The sequence below is a fragment of the Hwanghaeella grinnelliae genome (assembly GCF_004005845.1).
In the GTDB taxonomy this organism is placed as follows: domain Bacteria; phylum Pseudomonadota; class Alphaproteobacteria; order UBA8366; family Aestuariispiraceae; genus Hwanghaeella; species Hwanghaeella grinnelliae.
The window spans coordinates 174541-193816 of record NZ_SADE01000002.1 but is presented as its reverse complement, the minus strand read 5'-3'; the positions used below and the strand labels follow the sequence as shown (position 1 = coordinate 193816).

13 protein-coding genes and 1 tRNA gene are annotated in these 19276 nt (G+C 60.2%); 4 read left to right on the top strand and 10 right to left on the bottom strand.

Going from position 1 to position 19276, the window contains the following annotated elements; translation table 11 throughout:
• Positions 1-5: 5 nt before the first annotated feature.
• From EOI86_RS11600 to EOI86_RS11585, 4 genes are all read right to left on the bottom strand, one after another.
• Entirely contained in the window at positions 6-1970 is a 1965-nt protein-coding gene (locus EOI86_RS11600) for a sensor histidine kinase (protein ID WP_127765373.1), read from the bottom strand.
• Positions 1967-3055 carry an ABC transporter substrate-binding protein gene (locus EOI86_RS11595; RefSeq protein ID WP_161973801.1) on the bottom strand — a complete coding sequence of 363 codons (1089 nt, stop codon included), beginning with the start codon at positions 3053-3055 and terminating at the stop codon, positions 1967-1969. The genes EOI86_RS11600 and EOI86_RS11595 overlap by 4 nt, the downstream gene beginning before the upstream one ends.
• Before the next feature lie 56 nt (positions 3056-3111).
• The gene (locus EOI86_RS11590; protein ID WP_161973800.1) at positions 3112-4338 is read right to left on the bottom strand and encodes an ATP-binding response regulator; all 1227 of its coding nucleotides are present in this window, start codon (positions 4336-4338) and stop codon (positions 3112-3114) included.
• Positions 4339-4599: 261 nt separating this feature from the next.
• A tRNA-Ser gene (locus EOI86_RS11585) sits at positions 4600-4689 on the bottom strand.
• Between the two features lie 340 nt (positions 4690-5029).
• On the opposite strand from EOI86_RS11585, the gene EOI86_RS11580 reads away from it, so the two are divergent.
• Positions 5030-5368, top strand: coding sequence for a hypothetical protein (locus tag EOI86_RS11580; RefSeq protein WP_127765370.1), 339 nt, complete (start codon positions 5030-5032; stop codon positions 5366-5368).
• Between the two features lie 56 nt (positions 5369-5424).
• Here EOI86_RS11580 and lepA read toward each other — a convergent pair whose 3' ends face one another.
• Positions 5425-7233 carry a translation elongation factor 4 gene (gene lepA, locus EOI86_RS11575; protein ID WP_127765369.1) on the bottom strand — a complete coding sequence of 603 codons (1809 nt, stop codon included), beginning with the start codon at positions 7231-7233 and terminating at the stop codon, positions 5425-5427.
• A gap of 192 nt (positions 7234-7425) precedes the next feature.
• On the opposite strand from lepA, the gene EOI86_RS11570 reads away from it, so the two are divergent.
• The 3 genes from EOI86_RS11570 to EOI86_RS11560 all read left to right on the top strand — a co-directional run bounded on the left by EOI86_RS11570 (position 7426) and on the right by EOI86_RS11560 (position 10954).
• Complete coding sequence (locus EOI86_RS11570; RefSeq protein WP_127765368.1) at positions 7426-8523, top strand: quinone-dependent dihydroorotate dehydrogenase; 1098 nt, start codon at positions 7426-7428, stop codon at positions 8521-8523.
• Between the two features lie 127 nt (positions 8524-8650).
• The gene (locus EOI86_RS11565) at positions 8651-10024 is read left to right on the top strand and encodes an EAL domain-containing protein (RefSeq protein ID WP_127765367.1); all 1374 of its coding nucleotides are present in this window, start codon (positions 8651-8653) and stop codon (positions 10022-10024) included.
• 60 nt (positions 10025-10084) lie between these two features.
• A complete protein-coding gene (locus EOI86_RS11560) occupies positions 10085-10954 on the top strand; it encodes a TIGR01459 family HAD-type hydrolase (protein WP_127765366.1) in 870 nt (289 codons plus the stop codon).
• Position 10955: 1 nt separating this feature from the next.
• On the opposite strand, the gene EOI86_RS11555 is transcribed toward EOI86_RS11560, so the two are convergent.
• From EOI86_RS11555 to EOI86_RS11535, 5 genes are all read right to left on the bottom strand, one after another.
• A complete protein-coding gene (locus tag EOI86_RS11555) occupies positions 10956-12167 on the bottom strand; it encodes an aminotransferase class V-fold PLP-dependent enzyme (protein ID WP_127765365.1) in 1212 nt (403 codons plus the stop codon).
• Positions 12168-12376: 209 nt separating this feature from the next.
• Positions 12377-14476, bottom strand: coding sequence for a hypothetical protein (locus EOI86_RS11550; RefSeq protein WP_127765364.1), 2100 nt, complete (start codon positions 14474-14476; stop codon positions 12377-12379).
• Positions 14473-17208 (bottom strand): DUF4159 domain-containing protein, encoded by a 2736-nt coding sequence (locus EOI86_RS11545; RefSeq protein WP_127765363.1) that lies wholly within the window; start codon positions 17206-17208, stop codon positions 14473-14475. The genes EOI86_RS11550 and EOI86_RS11545 overlap by 4 nt, the downstream gene beginning before the upstream one ends.
• A complete protein-coding gene (locus tag EOI86_RS11540) occupies positions 17205-18131 on the bottom strand; it encodes a DUF58 domain-containing protein (RefSeq protein ID WP_240035641.1) in 927 nt (308 codons plus the stop codon). The genes EOI86_RS11545 and EOI86_RS11540 overlap by 4 nt, the downstream gene beginning before the upstream one ends.
• Before the next feature lie 76 nt (positions 18132-18207).
• A complete protein-coding gene (locus EOI86_RS11535; protein WP_240035700.1) occupies positions 18208-19173 on the bottom strand; it encodes an AAA family ATPase in 966 nt (321 codons plus the stop codon).
• Positions 19174-19276 lie beyond the last annotated feature (103 nt).

The window sequence follows — 19276 nt, the reverse complement described above, 5'->3', positions numbered from 1 at the left end:
CGCGGTTAAGTCACTTTCATATTTTCCCCAAAAGGGGTATTGCCGGCTTCAGGTGCCTGAACCGGTATTTTCAATTGGAATACGGTGCCTTTGCCGACTTTGCTTTTCAGGGTCACCGTTCCGCCAAGCACCGTTTCAACAGTGCGGTGGACGATGTAAAGACCCAGGCCGGTTCCGCCTTTTCCGAGTGCCGTGGTAAAGAACGGGTCGAATGCCTTTCGGATGACATCGGGTGTCATGCCGTTACCGTCGTCGCTAAGATCGATGGTGACGAAGTCCTCCGATGTATGGCCCGCCGTGATCGCGATTCTGCCCGATTCCCTGCCGTGGAAGGCATGGACGATTGCGTTCTCGACCAGATTGGTGATGACCTGTCCCAACTCGCCGGGATAACTGTCGACCCAAATCGTGCCGGGGACATCGACTTCCAAGGTTACCGGACTTCGTTTCAAAGTCGGTGTCAATGTCAGCGTTACTTCGTCCAGCAGCTCTTTCAAAATCACTTTGCGCCTGCGCGACGCTGTCCGGTCGGCGGAGATTTCCTTGAAGCTGCGAACCAGGTTGCCGGCCCTGACCAAATTGTTCTCAGCAATTTCAACACTCATGCCGACGGTTTCCAGGAACTTGTCCAAGTCCTTCTTGTCGACCGGGTCGTTGACGCGCTCCCGGAAGGTTTCCAGGCGTGCCGCAAGGGTGCTGACAGCCATGCGTCCGTTCCCGAGCGGCGTATTCAATTCATGGGAAATTCCCGCGACCATCCGGCCAAGCGCCGCGGTCTTCTCCGATTGGATTAGTCCGTCCCTTGCCTGTTGGATCTCGTCCATCGCTGTCTTGAGGTCATCGTTGATGCGGATAAGTTCTCTTGTCCGCTCCTCGACCCGGGACTCAAGACCTTCGTTGAGGTCGCGCAACTCCACTTCTCTTTTCGAGATTGCGTCGGACATCGCTTTGAGGTCGTCGATCAAAGTGTTGAATTCACGAATGGCCCCACGCGGCCAACGGACCGGCCGTTGACCCGCCGTAATCTGGCTTGCCAATTCCGTCAGCGTGCCCACGGGTTTGGTAATCCGCCGTGCCCAGATCGGGGCCAGCAACAACCCGAATACCGCCGTCCCCAATGCGAAAGCAAGAACCGTGTAAAGAATTTCCCGCAAGTCGGGGTTTGCGAGTCCAGCCGGAACACGGCCGACGAACAGCCAGCCGAGCTGTTCGGAATAGGTTGCCGATACGGTGTAGTTCTGTCCGCGAAAATTCATGAGTGTCGGTTGCTCGGCGCCTGTAAAGCCGGCCTGAACGATCTCCAAACTGGACAGGTTCATCAATTGGGTCCGAACGCCACTCGTATCGGCGACGACCTCGCCTTTGCTGTCGATCACCCAATAGTCCAGATGGCCCTTCTCGCGAAAGACATTGCCAACCTCAACAATGGTTTTCAGCGGGAACTCTACGATAACGGCTTCGCCACTGGTGAGGGGAACCGCAAGGCCGACTGTCACATCACCGGTAATGGCGGAAATATGCTTACCGCTCCAGGTCGGCCGGGATGCCGCGCGGGCGTCCGATAGAAGGGGATAGGAAGAAAGATCGACGCCACCCAATTCCGCTTCGCGGGCCTTGTTGCCGCTGGACAAGCTGGCCACTTTCAGGATGTCGTCCGATCCGACGATAAAAATGGCGCTGAACCGCTTCCTTCGCGCCGCTTCAAGGAACGTGCTGATATCGGCAGTGGGGTGCGTCTCATAGTGTTTGCCGATCAGGAGTACGTCTAACGTCAAGCTCTCAAGGAAATCTTCCACGCGCTTGGCCATGGTTTCGCTGGCGCGTGTTGCGTATAGCAAATTATCCCGGGAAAATTCAGTGATGACATAAGTAAGCAAGGCCGTACCAACCACGGCCAAGGTGATGATGATCGTGCTGAATTGCAGAAGAACGACGGACGTTCTCAACCGCAATTCCCTGACTAGGCTCATTGCTGGACGAAGCTTCCATCCTGTACGGTCACGAAGAAGGCACGCCGTTCCGCGTCACCGTATTTGTTGAATTTGAGCGGTTGCTGAAGACCATCGATAACAGGCAATCCAATCAGGTTTTTCTTCAATGTCTTCGGGTCGTCGTCCTTCCGAAGAGCAGCGAATAGCATGAGTGCGGCATCGTAGGACGCAACGCTGGCATATCCGGGCAGGCGCTTGAACCGTTCGAAGTAGGCGCTCTTGAAATCCAGGTACCGTTCCGACTGATTGTTGCGATCATAGGATTGGACCATTTCGATGCCTTCGATCGCCTTTCCACCCAGTTGCAGCAACCGCTCGGAAGCGGCCCATTCCGCGGCGACGATCAAAGTCTGCTTGTCCAACTTTCGGATTTGCTGCGTGATTTGGGCTGTATCGACACTGTTGGCGATCAAAAGAACGGCATCGGGTTGAGACTCAAGAAGCTTACGCGCCGTGCTCGAATAGCCTTGGTCCGAATTTGCGTCGAACAGGTCGGAAACGACGGTAACGTCACCCAGTGCTTCGAATGCGGATTTGAATTCGTTCAGCCAGCTTTCCGAAAAGGCGCGGTTGTTAGCGTCGATGGCCGCGGCGACATTCCTTATACCCATGTTGTGGTAATGCTTCGCATATATCGTCGCGTTCTCCCGGGTTGACCAGTTTATCCGGAACAGGAAGTCGTCGATGTCCACGAAGTCGAGAGATGAAGCCGTGGGCGAAATCGTGATGACTTCCAGTCGGTTGATTTCCGGCAGCATGCCGGTCGTGGTTGAACTGAGGTTCGGTCCGATAATCGCCACGACTCCCTCTTCATGGGCGCGCCGAACCGCGGCCGCGGCGGCCTCCGGCTTGCCTTCGTCGTCAAGCGCGATGAGGGAGATCGGGCGGCCATTTATCCCGCCCGACTGATTCACTTCGTCCGCAGCGAGTTGCACGGCATTGCGCGACGCTTCGCCAAGATCGGCGGACCGTCCCGTCAAGCCGACGATGATTCCTACCTTGATCGGCTCGGGATCCCCACAGGCCGCCAAAACGGCAAGGGCCGCGAGCGCAAACGAACGCACGGCAAATCTATCCAAGGAGGGTCTTATCATTTTCAATCACCGGTTTGTTTGGTGTGTCAGTTTACTTTTGTAAGGCTGCCCGGCGGAAAGATCAGTTGGGCGCGGGTCCCGTTCCCGTTGGATGATTCTATTTTCAAACTGCCACCATGTGCTTCGATCAGGGATTTTGTCATGACCAGGCCTAGGCCCAAGCCGCCGCGCCCCGCGACATAGGGGTCGTCGGGTACAGCAAGTGAGCCGTCCAATTGCTCAAGAAGACTTTCACTGATCCCGATACCATCGTCGATTACGGTCAGAACCAAGCCTCCGTCATCGGTTGGGCGTGCGGTCACACGGACCCTACATCCGGATGGATTGTGCTGCACTGCGTTGGAAATCAGGTTGGAAACCATGCTCTGGACGGCTTCCTTGTCGGCACGCAGCATCATGCCTGGGCGCTGGTCGCCCTCGCCCTCATCTGCGCCCGGCTCGTTAACCGGCGTGGTTAGCGATTCGGTATTTCCGATGCCCGACAGGTTGGAAATCAATTCCCGCAGGTCGAATGCTTCTTGGACAATCGGCCGGCTGCCGCCGCTTTCGGAGAAACGGAGCAAACGCTCAACCATCTCCTGAAGGTGCCGTCCGGAAGTGACGATATCCCAGGCGTATTCGCTGTACTTCCTCGTTCCGATGGGCCCCAGTGCCTCCAAGGCGATCATCTCGGACAGGCCGATGATACCGTTCAGAGGGGTTCTGAACTCGTGGCTGACATGCGCCAGGAAGTTCGTCTTCGCCTGATTGGCCTTTTCCGCCATGGCGAGCGCGCCCTGCAACCTTTCGGACTGGTCTTCGAGCTGGATGATGTCCCGGAAGGACCGAAGGGCCGTATACAATGTGGCGGTCAGCTTATTGACCGTCATCTGACTCTTTTCACGGTAGTCGTTGATGTCGAAATTCCGAACGACATCCAGTTCCGGCGCATAACCGGGCTGTCCGGTGCGTAGAACGATCCGGACGCGGCTATTGGCAAGCTCTTTGCGCACCCAACGTACATAGTCCAGCCCCGCCGTTTCGGATTCCATGACGACATCCAAAAGGATGACGGCCGTGTTCCGATGTTTGCGGAGCAGTTCCTGAGCTTCCTTGATGGAATACGCGCTCGTCAGTTCGAGCCCACGGTTCTCGAATTCGAAATCGTCCAAGGCAAACCGGGTTGATTGGTGAACGGACTTGTCGTCATCCACGATCATGACCTGCCAGGGTAGGGACTCTGTTGCTTCGACCGTAGCGCTACCCGCTTGCATTGCTCTAACGAGTTCCTTTGACGACACATGTGGAAATGGGACCGAGCGTTCCCAGTCTCGGAACACTAATCCCATGGACTTACCATAAAGTTAACAGGTGATGCTAAATTAGATGAATGCGAGGGGTAAGCAGGCGGCTCATGCGGCTTTCGGCCGGGAAGCGGACGGAGAAGGCGCGTGCAAAAGCGGCTGCGGCCCACCGCTTGGTGCGGAAGGCAAATGGCGACCCCGAAAGGTGCTGCATCGATGTCTTGGAAATAGTGGCGGAGAGAAGGGGATTCGAACCCCTGAGGGGCTTCCGCCCCAACACGCTTTCCAGGCGTGCGCCTTAAACCACTCGGCCATCTCTCCCCGGTGTAGACGCGCTTCGAGGGCGAAGCCTCGCGCGACGGCGGCGGAACCTAACCGACAGCGACGGGGTGATCAAGCCTTCCGCGCATTGTTTCGGCCTTTCCCTGGAGAGGAGAAGGAAGAAAGACAATTTTGGCGGTTTCCAGCTGTCGGAAGGCGAAGGCTCACGGCGGTCCAGCCCAGAATTTTGATCTTTGCCAACCCCATGATACTATTTTGGAAATGATGCTTCCTTAAGGAGGCAAAGACCCGCCGTGGGGGGGCAGGGTCGAGGCGGATGTCCGAAAGGCATCGGCCTCGTTGTTCGTGGGAGCGTTAGTAAGCGGGTACGGGATTCCACATGATAGTATTGAGGTTTTTCCAGTGGCTGTTCTTCCTCCTGGCCTTTGTTTTTCTGGGGCTGGGCATTTGGCTTTGGTTAGCCGGCGAAGACATCACGAAAGCGGCCGGGGCATTATGGTATTCGCTGGACGTAAGCAGTTTGAACCTGGCGCAGGTGGTCATACAGCGGCATCTGCATCTGCCCGCGTTCTGGGATAACGCAATTGTTCCCTATCTGCTGCAAAGGGCCGCTTGGGAAAGCATTCTGTGGCTGTTCATCGGCCTGATGTTGATGGGTGGATTACTGTCCGTGATCGGCCGCCGGCCGAAACGGCGCCACACGTTCCGAAGCGAATAGCGCCGGTCGCCTGCCGGAAAGATCGGCTTGGCGACCAGCGATTCATCCTCAGGCCGTCAATTGTCACCCATCTTCAGCGCTTCCAGGAAAGCGGATTGCGGGATGTCGACCTTGCCGAACTGACGCATGCGCTTTTTCCCTTCCTTCTGCTTTTCAAGCAGTTTCCGTTTGCGGGAAACGTCCCCGCCATAGCACTTGGCCGTGACGTCCTTGCGCAAGGCGCCGATGGTCTCGCGGGCGATGACCTTGCCGCCGATCGCAGCTTGAAGCGCGACCTTGAACAGCTGACGGGGAATCAAATCCTTCAGCCGGCCGCAGATGGCGCGGCCGCGGAAATCCGCCTGGGAGCGGTGAACGATCATGGCAAGCGCATCGACCGGGTCGCCGTTGATCAGGATCGATACCTTGACCAGATCGCCTTCCTTATAGCTGTCGATCTCGTAATCGAAGGAGGCATAGCCGCGGCTGATCGATTTTAAGCGGTCGTAGAAATCGAACACCACTTCGTTCAGCGGCAGGCGGTAAACCGCCATCGCCCGTGAGCCGACATAGGTCAGTTCGATTTGTTCGCCGCGCCGTTCCGTACACAGCGTTAGAACCGGGCCAAGGAACTCGTCCGGCACCATGATGGTCGCCTTGATCCAGGGCTCCTCGATACTCTCGATGTGAGTCGGGTCTGGATAGTCCGCCGGATTGTGCAGTTCTATCGTGTTGCCGTTGTTCAGTTGGATCCTGTAGACGACGGACGGTGCGGTCGAGATAAGGTCCAGGTCGAATTCGCGGCTCAAACGCTCTTGGATGATCTCCAGATGCAACAAGCCAAGAAACCCGCATCGGAAACCGAAACCGAGTGCCGCGGAAGTCTCCATTTCGAAATGGAAGCTGGAATCGTTCAGCGCCAGTCTGCCCAAAGCTTCGCGCAGGGTTTCGAATTCCGAACTGTCGACCGGGAACAGGCCACAGAACACAACCGGGACCGAGGGTTGGAAGCCGGGTAGCGGTTCGTCGGTTGGGCGCCGGTCTTCGGTCAGCGTATCCCCGACCTTGCAGTCCGCGACGGCTTTGATGTTTGCGGTGATGAAGCCGACTTCGCCTGGGTTCAACTGATCGACGACAAGACCCTTTGGCGTCAGAACGCCGACGCGGTCCACTTCGTGAACGGCCCCGGTCGATATCATGCGCAGCTTTTGGCCCTTCTTAATCACCCCGTCACGGACGCGCACCAGGGCGACAACGCCTAGATAGGCGTCGTACCAACTGTCGACCAACAGGGCGCGGACCTTCGGGTCAGGCTCTTCGGACGTTTTTGGCGGCGGCAGTTTGGTGACGATAGCCTCCAGGACCGCTTCCATCCCCATACCCGTCTTGGCGGAGATTTCCAGCGCGTCGCTGGCATCAATGCCGATCACATCCTCGATCTGCGTTTTCACACGCTCGGGCTCTGCCGCCGGAAGATCGATCTTGTTCAGGACCGGAATGATCTCATGATTGTTTTCGATCGCCAGGTAGACGTTGGCCAAGGTCTGCGCTTCCACGCCCTGGCTGGCATCGACCACCAGCAGCGACCCTTCACAGGCCGCCAGGCTGCGCGAAACCTCATAGGAAAAATCCACATGGCCGGGGGTGTCGATCAGGTTGATCGTGTATTCCAACCCGTCCTTGGCCGTGTATTTCAGGCGCACGGTCTGGGCTTTGATGGTGATGCCGCGCTCACGCTCGATATCCATCGAATCGAGGACCTGCTGCTTCATCTCGCGGTTGGTCAAACCACCGCAGAGCTGAATCAGCCGGTCGGCCAGGGTGGATTTCCCGTGGTCGATATGGGCGATAATTGCGAAGTTACGAATACGGGCGATATCTGTCATCGCTGGTCGACTGTCCAATCTTGTATGGGGCTGCTGTGCCCGGTACATCTCCGGCGGAGGTTATTTCCTCAAAACACCGTATCTAGCGGCGGCGCACAATAGTGCCAGCCCCTGGAATCCGCAATCTTCTCCTCGCGGGTGCAGAATAAGGCGGTTGCGTGGAATGCGGCAAAGATACAGCAAGGCGCCATCATGATGCTTTTCAACATGGTTATTCGGCCATTTCTAGCGCGGCTCGATCCGGAAACGGCGCATCGGTTGACCATTCGCGCCCTGAAATGCGGTTTCGGTCCGACCGTCCGCGTTGCGGACGACCCGCGCCTGAATATCCGCGTATGGGGCATGGATTTCCCTAATCCGGTCGGGTTGGCCGCGGGTTTCGATAAGAATGCCGAGGTTTTCGGCCCGATGGGGCGGATCGGGCTGGGGTTTGTCGAAGTTGGCTCCGTTACACCCTTGGCCCAGCCGGGCAATCCGCGGCCGCGGCTTTTCCGCCTGCCGTCCGACCGTGCGGTGATCAACCGCATGGGTTTTAACAATGAGGGGGCCGATGCCGCCCGCGCGAATTTGGCGCAACGGGCGTCGAAGACCGACCGCGGGGCTGCATCCGGGGCCATTGTCGGCGTCAATCTGGGCAAGAATAAAACCAGTGAAGATGCGGCCTCAGATTATAGCATTGGGACAGCGGCGCTTTCGGAATTCGCTGATTATCTGGTCGTCAATGTATCCTCCCCGAACACGCCCGGCCTGCGCGCCCTGCAGAGTACGGATGAACTATTGCGGATCGTCGAAGCGGTTAAGACGGCGAAGAGACCCGGCCCAAAGGGCGTCTTGCCGCCGGTTCTGGTCAAAGTCGCGCCCGACCTAACGGATGAGGATGTCGCCGATCTGTCGGTATTCGCGCTGTCGGGCCGCGAAAGCGGACTTGTCGACGGGCTCATCGTATCCAATACGACAATCGCCCGGCCGGCCGATTTGAAGGACAACGCCGTTGCCGAAGAAACCGGGGGGCTGTCCGGGCGACCGCTTTTCGAGCGATCGACAGAGGTTTTGCGCGACTTCTACCGCCGCACCGAAGGACAGGTCCCGCTGATCGGCGTTGGCGGCGTTTCGAGCGGAGCGGACGCCTATGCGAAAATCCGCGCGGGCGCGAGCTTGGTTCAGCTCTATACCGCGCTGGCCTATGACGGGCCCGATCTGGTTGCGGCAATCAAACGCGACCTTCTGGCCCGGATGCTGGCGGATGGGTTCACCCGGATAGGATCGGCGGTGGGGGCCGATCATAAGTAGGTGGGCCACCGCAAAACGGGCGCACCTTCCACTAATCATCGGTATGCGATCACTTGCCGCTCTGTTGCGCTCGCCGTACCCTGGACCCTGAATTGACGCCCGATTTTGAAAAAGGTACCGGTTTCCGATGACCCCTTTTGCCCATGGCGTGGTCGTTGTCGCCTACGGTCTTTTGGCCGTGGTTGTCGGCTTTGCGGCGAATGCGATTTTCGATGAATCGCCTGTCCTGGTCGCTTTGGCGGTATTTCTGATATGCGCCTTGCTGCACGAAGTTTTGGCGCGGCGTGCGACAGAAAAACGGCTGGTGCGAAGCATGTCTGCTTTGAAACGGGCCTATGACAGGATAGAAGACGAAGCTGGGACCACCCCGATGCGCCCCTTGGGTGCGCCGACGACCGCTCCAACGGCCACCCCGGCGCCTCCTGCGGAGACCGCTCCGGCGCGAAACCGGACGGAAACGGCTGCGGCGCCCTCATTTTCCCCCTCCCATAACCAGCCTGCCGATGCGGGGCAGGAACCGAGTCTGGTACGGACGGAGCCGCCGGCGCCACAGGATACCGCCGCTGACGCGGCGGAGCTCGGCGTGCTGCAGCGCTTGCTGGAAACTTTGCAGACCGTAGGGCCGCCAAGGGGTGTGGAGGGCGACGCCGGCGACAGTCCGCCCCCGCCGTCGGACCGGACGCCGTTGCGTGTGGTCGGCGGGGCCGATGGCGGTTCGGCCGATGGCAAGGCAGCAACGGATCCCTTGGCCATGCTGCGTGAAAGTCTGGAACAAGACAGGGTCGATCTGTATTTGCAGCCGATCGTGAGTCTGCCGCAGCGCAAGCGCCGCTTCTACGAATGCTACAGCCGCGTGCGGGATGCGGAAGGGGTGGTCCTGCGGCCGGGCACCTATATCGGCCCGGCCAAGAGCGCCGGCCTGTTGACCTCAATCGACAACATCCTTTTGTTCCGCTGTCTGCAATTGCTCGGCAAACTGCATCGGCGAGACTCCACGGCTGTCTTCTTCTGCAATCTGTCTGCGAATACGCTCCGCGATGACGATTTTGTTCGGGACATCGTGACCTATATGGAACGGCACAAGGAATTGGCGTCGAATGTCGTGCTCGAGGTCGCTCAGTCCGATCTGGCCGATGCGCCGGATGATCTGGACGCGTATTTCACGACCCTGCGGGATGCGGGCTACCGCTTCTCCATGGATGGCGTCACCGACCTCGACTTGGATATGCCGGGTCTTGCGAAAAGCGGCTTCCGGTCGGTGAAGATTGCGGCCAAGCTGTTGCTTGAAGTGATAGAAGCAGGACAAGGCGCGGCCGTGCGGACCTTGAAGCAGCAGTTGGATCAGCACGGTATCGATCTGATCGTCGAGAGGATTGAGAGCGAGCGCATGCTGCTCGATCTTCTGGACTTCAACATCGACTATGGGCAGGGATACCTGTTCGGCGAACCTCGGCCCAGCAAGGACCCCGGTTTGAAAGGGTCGATTGGTTCCGCGGGATAGACGCCCAGCTTATCCAATCCCCACGTAAACTAAACTTCAGCAATAACAGGAAGACAGTAGATGGCCGAACAGGCAGAGCCCTCGGTGCAAATTGTTGACGGAATCGGCAGCCTGGCTGACGACTACGACACCTACCTGCTCGATCAATTTGGCGTCATTCATGACGGTGTGGCGCTTCATGATGGCGCGCACGAAGCCATGCGAAATTTGGCCAACGCGGGGAAGAAGGTCATCATCCTCTCGAATTCCGGAAAGCGGGCGTCTGATTCCCATGGCCGTTTGGACAGTTTGGGCGTCGATCGGTCACTGTATCTGGAAATCATCACGTCGGGAGAGCTCGTCTACCGGAATCTATCGACGAAGACGGATCCCTTTTATGAAGCGCTTGGTCCGCGCTTCCTGATGTTCGCCTGGGACTCGAATCGCGGAATCGTCGAAGGCACCGATTTCGAGGAAGTCGAGCGGATCGGCGAGGCGGATTTTATCCTCTGCGCCGGCACGGACCACCAGGACCTTTCCTGGTACGAACCGGCCTTGGCGGAGGGACTTTCCCGCGACCTGCCGATGATCTGTGCAAATCCGGACCGGGTCGCTGTACAGCCCGACGGCAGTTTGAAAATGTGCCCAGGCGCGGTTGCCGAGGTCTATGAGCAACGAGGCGGCCGTGTCCGCTGGCACGGAAAGCCGACCCTGGAAGTCTATGAAATGTGCGGTGAGATCGCCGGCGGGTTGGATCGGGCGATCGGTGTAGGCGATTCACTGATCCACGATATCAAGGGTGCGAACGATGCGGGGATAGACTCGCTCCTGATCCTGGGTGGTATTCATAGCGAGGAAGTCGCTGCACCTGTCACTCCGCAAGGCGTCGATGCGCTTGCTACCAAGTACGGTGCGCGTCCGACCCACGCGGCCGCCCTGTTCAGATGGTGACTTAAAGCTCTGCCGCGACCTTTGGAGCCAGTTCGGCGAGCCGTTCGAACTCCGACAGGTCGTTGTAAACATAGGCGGAAACGCGGACCCAAAACCTATCGTCGATCGCCTTCACAAAGGTTTCCAGATTGTGGTTCGTCCGCAAAACGTGGCGAATCCTCTCTGCGGCTGCCGGGGTTGCCTTGGTTGGGGAGGGCAGGGCGACGGTTGCGACAAACCCCATCATGCCCCGTGGCGATCCCATATCCGATTGCCATGTGTCGGACAGCAGGCGGGCCGCGCGGGCAGTGAGGCGGCGGCAATAGGCATAGATTTCCGCCTCCCCCAGACTTGCCCTGAAGTCGATGGCCGCGGGAACGCTGAGCCAGGCGGAAAAGTCTTTCGTGCCCGGCCAGTCGAATGCCCGGTTATAGCCGTTGCTGACAAAATGGCTGATGGTCGTTGGGCGGACGCGGGGTTGAAAGTCCGAATAGGTCCACAAGAAACCGCTTCCGCGTGGGGCGCCCAACCATTTGTGACAGTTACCGGCATACCAGGTCGCGTCCAGCTGATCCAACTTGACCGGCAGCATGCCGGGCGCATGGGCTCCGTCGACCAGAACCGGAATATTCCGGCTGCGCGCCAGACGGACGATGTCGTTGATCGGCAGGACAAGCCCGGTTTCCGACGATACATGATCGACCACCAGCAACCGCGTACGCCGGGTCATGGATGACGCGATGGCTTGCACCGTGTCCGCTGGGCTGATCAGCGGGAAAGGAATCTCTGCCGTGACCAGCCGCGCATTCGCGCGTTCGGTAATGAATTCCAATGTCTTCCGGACGGCGTTGTAGCAGAAGGAGGTCGTAACGACCTCGTCACCCGGCAGGAACGCCAGCGAACGTAGGACGGCGTTCACGGCCGTGGTCGCGTTGTCGACGAAGACGATGTCGCGCCCGCGTGCGCCGAGATATTTGCCAAGGCTGTCGGCTGAATCGCGGATCAGATCGGGCAATTCTTCCACCATGAAGCGGGACGGTTGGCGTTCCGCCTGAAGCCGCAATGCGTTGGCGGCATCCGCGACAGGTCGCGCCAAGGCGCCATAGGACCCATGGTTCAGGTAAGTGCATTCCGGTTCCAGTAAGAACTGCGCACGCAAAGTGCGACCGAACTTCTCAGGGGCCTCGGATGAGGGTGGGGCATTGTCTTTTTGGCTACGCTCTTCGACGTCCATGGATTTCCCGGTTCATGCAAAAACGTGGACAGATCGCCACGTAAATAGGCACCAAGTAAATAGGGCGGATACTTTGCCAGCTTCCCGGACCGCATCGCAAGCGGCTAGTAAAAACGGGAAAGGCAATGTGACGATAAGTACCAGCAGGCAAGGTATTCGGGTGCACAGGCCATTTCGCTGGAAACAAAGTCCCTGGAATACGGCATGCCCTATTTGGCTTCGCGCCACCAACCCAAGGCCATCAGGCCGAGCAACAAGGCCAGAACAAGCGCCGCGGGCAACAAGGTCGTCGCGGAAATGCCGGTAACGACGAAGTCGCCGTTTTTGCGCAAGCCGATCCAGCCGGGGCCGTTCGCGGGCCGGTCGGGATCCACGCGACGGATCCGCGGCATGCCGCTTTCCAGCCATCCCGTTTGGCCGCCGGTCACGTCGGATAGCGCGGCCAGTTTGTCGGTCGTCGCCGCTACATCGCTATATTCGATTGGGTTCAAATCGCCGACCGCCGTGATTGCAAACAGGGTCCCGTCGCTGATCCGGTAAACGCCCGCGCGGGTAACCGGCATCGAGCCGCGATGAACGCCGTCCTCACCCACTTCCAGGGGCACGGATTTCTCAACTCCGTCAGGGTCGGTGACCGATGCGATGAAGGCCCTATCTTCCAGCGACCGCCGGGAGATCACCAGCTGGCCGCCTTGCAGTTCGGCCCGCAGGTCGTTCTCTTCCAGATCCGGTTCTTTCATCAGCCAATGCGCCAGACGGCGAAGCAGCTCCCGCTGCGGGCCGCCGCTTTCGAAACCCCGTGCCCAAAGCCAGATTTGGTCGCTCAGGAACTGGGCGACACGGCCTTCCCCCGCCCTGTCCAACACCAGCAGCGGCTGGTTATCCAAACCCCGCATCAGGGTGTCGCCGGCCGGATTGGCGATTTCAATCTGCCGGAACCAGCGGCCCCATTGCGGCTCGCCATTGGCGGAACTTTCGGGACCGCCGGGCAGCAGGCTGGTCACCGGATGGCGCATGCCCACATCGGTGACGTTCGGTTTGAACCCGCGCATCGTGATCGCACCTGTCGGCTCGCCCGGCAGCAGCCGCCCCAAGGGCGTCCGGAACAGGCTATAAGGGCCCGCGAAGCTTGGGCCGCTCGCCTCCAAGAAGGCGCCGCCCTTCTGCACATAGTCGACGATGTTCGATAGATAGAGCGAGGGAAGCACCCCACGGCGACGGAACCGGTCGAACACGACAAGATCGAATTCGTGCAGCTTCACCTCGAACAATTCGCGCGTCGGGAAGGCGATCAGGGACAATTCGTGAATCGGCGTGCCGTCCTGCTTTTCGGGCGGCCGCAGAATGGTGAAATGCACAAGGTCGACCGACGGGTCGGACTTCAACAGATTGCGCCACGTTCGCTCGCCGGGATGGGGTTCACCCGAAACAAGCAGCACGCGCAGGCGGTCGCGCACGCCATTCACCGTCACCACCGCTTCGTTGTTTTGCAGCGTCAATTCCTGTGGCCCTTCGGGAACCGCCAGTTCGATGACCGTCTCACCGCGATGATCCAATGGAACCCGGATTGTCGTGTTTTCGCCCACCTGTGCTCGCACGGGCCGGATAAAGGCGTCATCGACCTTGACCGTCACGCGTACGGATTGACCTTCTGAGGCGGGGTCGTCGACCCGCACGACCAAATCGGCGCTTTCGCCGACCAAACCGAAGCTTGGGCTTTCCAGGACAGACAAGCGCCGGTCCGCTTCGCCCGGTTTGCCGGTGATCAAGCCATGAACCGGCGCCGGGAACAGGGCGGCGCCCTGATCCCGGCCGGCCCCGGCGGTGATCTGGTCAAGGTCGTGAATCTGGCCGTCGCTGACCACGATGGCGCCGGCTACGCGGCGCGGCGGCACGTCGGCCAGCGCGTCGCGCAAGGGGCGCAGTAGCCGGCTTCCGGTGGAGGCTTCCTCGACGGTTGAATGGGACAGGCGCACGACCCGCGTCTCTAGCGTCGCGGAATACCGATCCAATTCCTTTGTCAGGTCCTCGACTGCGGCGTCTGTCTGGGTCTTGCGGTCCGCAAGGTCCTGGCTCGGCGTTTCGTCGACGATGATAACCGCCACGTCCTTGAGCGGTTCGCGGTCTTCGGAAACGGCCGATGGATTAGCCAACGCCAAGGCCAGCACGGCGGCAGCCCCCAAACGGATCAGAGATCCGTTTGCGCCCATGAACAGGCCATATGCAGCGATCAGCACGCTGATGCCCGCAAGGACCGCGATAGACCACCATGGGATGAGCGGTGCGAAACTGATGGCAAGGTCGCTCATTGGCCCAGCCTTTCCAGGATCGCCGGGATGTGAACCTGGTCGGCCTTGTAGTTGCCGGTCAGGGTATACATCACGACATTCACGCCGAACCGATAGGCCATTTCACGCTGCCGGTCGCCGCCGGGGACAACGGCGTAGAGCGGTTGCCCCAGGTCGTCGACAGCCCAGGCGGCGGCCCAATCGTTGCCGCCGACGATAACGCGTGAGACGCTGTCATTCGACACCGCGCCACCGGCTTCGACCCAGACGGGCGATCCGGTCCAGCGGCCCGGGAAGTCTTGCATCAGATAGAAGCTTTTGGTCAGGACATGTTCGGGGCCGACCTGTTCCATCGTCGGAATGTCGAGCCCGCGCGCAAGCTGGCGCAGGTTGCGGGTTTGATTGCCCCCAACACCCCCGGTGGCCTGATCGCGCGTATCGAACAGAATCGTGCCGCCCGATGCCATGAATTCGTTCAACCGGTCGACCGTGGCCGCGGTCAATGGTTGTTGGTTCGGCGTAATCGGCCAATACAACAGCGGGTAAAAGGCAAGTTCATCCCGGTTGATATCGACGCCGACCGGGTTGGATGCTTCCACCGCCGTCCGCCGGTTGAGGACCAGTGCCAGACCATAAAGGCCCGCCTGACTGGTCTTGTCGACTTCCGCATCGCCGGTTTTGACATAGGCCAGAACGGTGCCGTCCAGCGAGTCGATAATCGCCTGTTCCCGGCTTTGCGCGGACGCCCGGTCCGGCGCGGCGACAAGCACCGCCAATATCAGCAGCGCCGCCGCGCCACCGGCCTGCGGCCGTTGCATCGGGTTCACGAAGCCCCGCAACAATAAGGTCACAAGGCCGTCGATCAGAAGCAGCACCATCGCTGCCGTTAACAGGAAGGGTTTCAGGTCGATCGTCGCTGCGGCCTCATACTGTTTTGGCGCGACGCCGGGTGGATAGGTTTCCGGGGCTTCGAATTCCCAGACCTTGTCGGCCAGGTTATAGGCCCGGCGCAGTTCCTTGGTGCCATAAAAGCCGGGCGGGTTCTTGGCGTTGGGCGCGGCTGAGGCAAGGTCTTCGCCGGAAAGCGGCGTCACGGTGACGGAGGGGTCGGAAAGCCGGCCGAAACCATCCAGAATACGGTCGGGCGGCAACAGGACATCGGCGGTTTCCACGGTAGCGGTAATGCCTTTGCTGAGGTCGATCAGCCGTTCCAGGATTTCCACGAAGGTGCCTGAAAGGGCAAGGGTGGACCAATCTGCGTTCGCTGTCGTGTGGATCAGGACGACCCAGCCTTGGCCGCGCTGGGCCGCCGTGATCAAGGGTGTCCCGTCCTGCAGACGCGCCCAGGTCTTGGTATCCAGATCCAGACTGGGTTCTGCCAGGACCTGCCGCGTGACGACCACATCCTCGGGCGGCGTCAGATCGGCGAATGGACTGGTTTGTGAAAAGGGTCCCAGTTTCAACGGCTCTGTCCACAGCATGGCGCCGCCCAGGACACGGCCGCCGCGGCGCAGCCGCACCGGGGTCAGGGAGTCATCGATGTCCTGCGCAAGCCGTGGTCCGGCAAAGCGGACGAGAACGCCGCCTTCCTCGATCCAGTCGGTCAACATACCACGGTCCTGATCGGTCAGCTTGGTACTGTCGGGGGCGACGATGACCGCCTGCTCGGTCTTGAACAGAATGCCCAACGGGCCAAAGCTCAACTGGCCGAGCGGCTCAAGCGCGCGTCGGACATAATAAGCTTCGGAAAGCAGCGCCGGAACGGTATCGAGCGCGCTTTCATCGATAAGACCGACCGGGCGGTCGCGCCAACGCTCGTCGATCAGGCTTACGGCGGCCGCGCCACGTGGCAGTTCCGTTTCCACCCGGGCAAGTTCGTTGCGCAAGGCCACCGGCAAGGTGAAGACGGCTTCCGCGTCGAGTTCGCCGGGGGCAAAGGTGACTTCCTCGCGTGCCAGGGCGCGTCCGTCCACGGCACGGGCGATCAAGGCAATCCGCTCATCCGCATCACTAAAGGCGCGGCGAACCTGGAAGCGTAAATCTGCGCCGCCTTTTTCCGGCGCCGAAACGGCAACGGGACCGTCCGTGACACCAGGTTCCAGAACTGTAAGGGAGCCGATCCTCTGAAGGCCGGTGGCGAAACCTTCATAGTTCTCGCCGGCAAGGCCGTTGGATGCCCAGAAGACATTCGCCGACCCTTCGAACTGCCAACCCTGCGCAACCCGCAAGGCCGCCATGCGGTCACCTTCCCAGGCCTTCGGCTCCAGCGATTGCAACACGGCCTTGGCTTGGTTCGCCCGAAGAACGCCACGGTCCTGGGGTGGTGTGCCGTCTTCTGACGTCGTCGTCACCAGATAGACCGCCTTGTCTGCCCGGTCGGCTTCCTCGGTCAGGCCGATCAGGTAGTCCATTCGCGCATCCCATCCGCCGGCCGAGGCCCAGTCGTCGTCGACAACCAGGATCACCGGTCCGCTGCCCGGCAATGTCTTTGATGGGTTCAGAAGGGGATGGGCAAGCGCCAGAATGACGGCCGCTGCCGCCGCCAAGCGTAACAGCACCAGCCACCAGGGCGCGCTATTGGGTGTTTTCTGGTCGGTCTGCAGCCCCATCAGCAGTCTGAGTGCGGGGAAGGCCAGCCGGCGCGGCGCCGGGGGCAGGACGCGCAGCAGCCACCAAAGCGCCGGCAGCAGCAACAGGCCCGCCAACATCCAGGGCGAGGCGAAACTCAAGGTCTGCAGCAGGTCAAAGCTCATCGGCGCATCCGTTGCTGACCATGTTCAAGGGCCTCGAATAGGCTCAACAGGGCGTGTTCCGGGGGTTTGTCCGTAACGTGGATCAGATAGGTCCAACCAGTCAGCCGCGCGATTTGCCGCAAGGCGTCGCGATGGGCCTCAAGACGGGCCTGGTAGCTCGGGCGAAGGGACTCCACCCGGTTCAGCAATTCCTCGCCTTCCCCTTCCATGCCTTTGAAATGGATGCGGCCACGATAGGGCAGGCTCTCCTCGGCCGGGTCCAGTATCTGAAACATCACGCCGCGCACGTTTCGGGCAGCATACGCGGCGATGCGGTGGCGCAATTCCTCTGGGTCGGCCAGCATGTCGCCGATCAAAACGACTTGGCTGTGGCGCGGCAAATTAATCGCGTCCGGCAGGCTACGGCCGTCTTCAGCCTCGAAAAGCAGATGGCTGGCCAACCGGGTCAGAACCCCGCGCCCGGAGGCAGGCCGGTTCTCACCCCCCAACAGTGCAACACGTTCGCCGCCCCGCAGAAGAAGAGCGGCCAGGGCGATGGTCAGCAGGTCGGCCCGCTCGCCCTTGGTGGAAAGCCGTCGGTCGGACGCGAAATCCATCGAAGGGGACGAATCCCGCCACAGCCAGACGCTTTGGGCCGCTTCCCATTCTGTGTCGCGGACAAAGAGGGCATCGGATCGTGCTGAACGCCGCCAATCGACGTCACGGGCATTGTCCCGTTCGTCGAACGGCCGGTATTGCCAAAAAGTTTCGCCGGGACCGACACGGCGTCGTCCGTGGACGCCTTGTGCGATGGTAAGGGCAACCTGTTCGGCATGGACGATAAGGGCATCCAGGCGTTCACCCAGCAGTTCCGCCTCCGACTCGGCGCGTTTCGCCCGTTCGAGGTCCAGACTGGGGCTGGGGGTTGGTCCTTGTTCCTGCAAGTCGGCCGCCTGTTTCTGTTCGCTTAGTTTCCGTTCACTTGGTGCTCATCCACCCGAAGTCCGTTGCCACAGCCGTTCAGCGGAGGGACTCGGTCAAGGAATCGATGACCTGGTCGATCGTGATGCCTTCGGCCCGCGCCGCGAAGCCCAGCGCCATACGGTGGCGCAGGACCGGTCGGGCCAGAATGACGACATCGTCGATGGATGGCGCCAGGCGGCCGGTCAACATAGCCCGCGCACGCGCCGCCAGCATCAAGGCCTGACTGGCACGGGGCCCCGGCCCCCAACCGACATAGTTCCGAACCATCTCGTTCTCGGTGGATTCCGGCCGCCCGTCGCGGACAAGCGACAGAATCGCATCGACTACTGATTCGCCGACCGGAATGCGGCGGACAAGCTTCTGCGCCTCGGCCAATTCATCGGCCGTCAGGGCCTGTTCCGGCACGGCGCGGCTAAGGCCCGTGGTCTTGATGATGACCTCCCGTTCCGCGGCGATGTCCGGGTAATCGATATTGATCTGCATCAGGAAACGGTCGAGCTGCGCTTCGGGCAGCGGATAGGTACCTTCCTGTTCGATCGGATTCTGCGTCGCCAGAACATGGAAAGGCTGCGGCAGGGCGTGATAGGCGCCCGCGATGGAAACCCGGCTTTCCTGCATGGCCTGCAGCAGGGCCGATTGGGTTCGCGGGCTGGCGCGGTTGATTTCATCGGCCATCAACAGCTGTGTGAAGATCGGGCCGGGCAAAAAACGGAAACTCCGGCTGCCGCCGCTTTCCTCCAACACTTCCGACCCCAGAATATCCGCCGGCATCAAATCCGGCGTGAACTGGATGCGTTTCTCGCTTAGCCCCAAAACCGAACCCAAGGTCTCCACCAGCAACGTTTTTCCCAGCCCGGGCACACCGACCAACAAGCCGTGACCGCCGGCCAGTAATGTTATAAGGCATTGCTCTATAACGGTTTCCTGGCCATAGATGACCCGCCCTATTCGGGTCCGTGCGTCGGAAAGCTGTGTGACGGCGTGTTCGACCTTCGCGGCGATATCCCCGTCGTCGGATTGTGCGTTTGCAGCGGTGCTTTCGGTTCCGGCCAAGACTCTGCTCCCTTGCTTCATCGGGACATCGAACCAATCGATATCGGTCGCA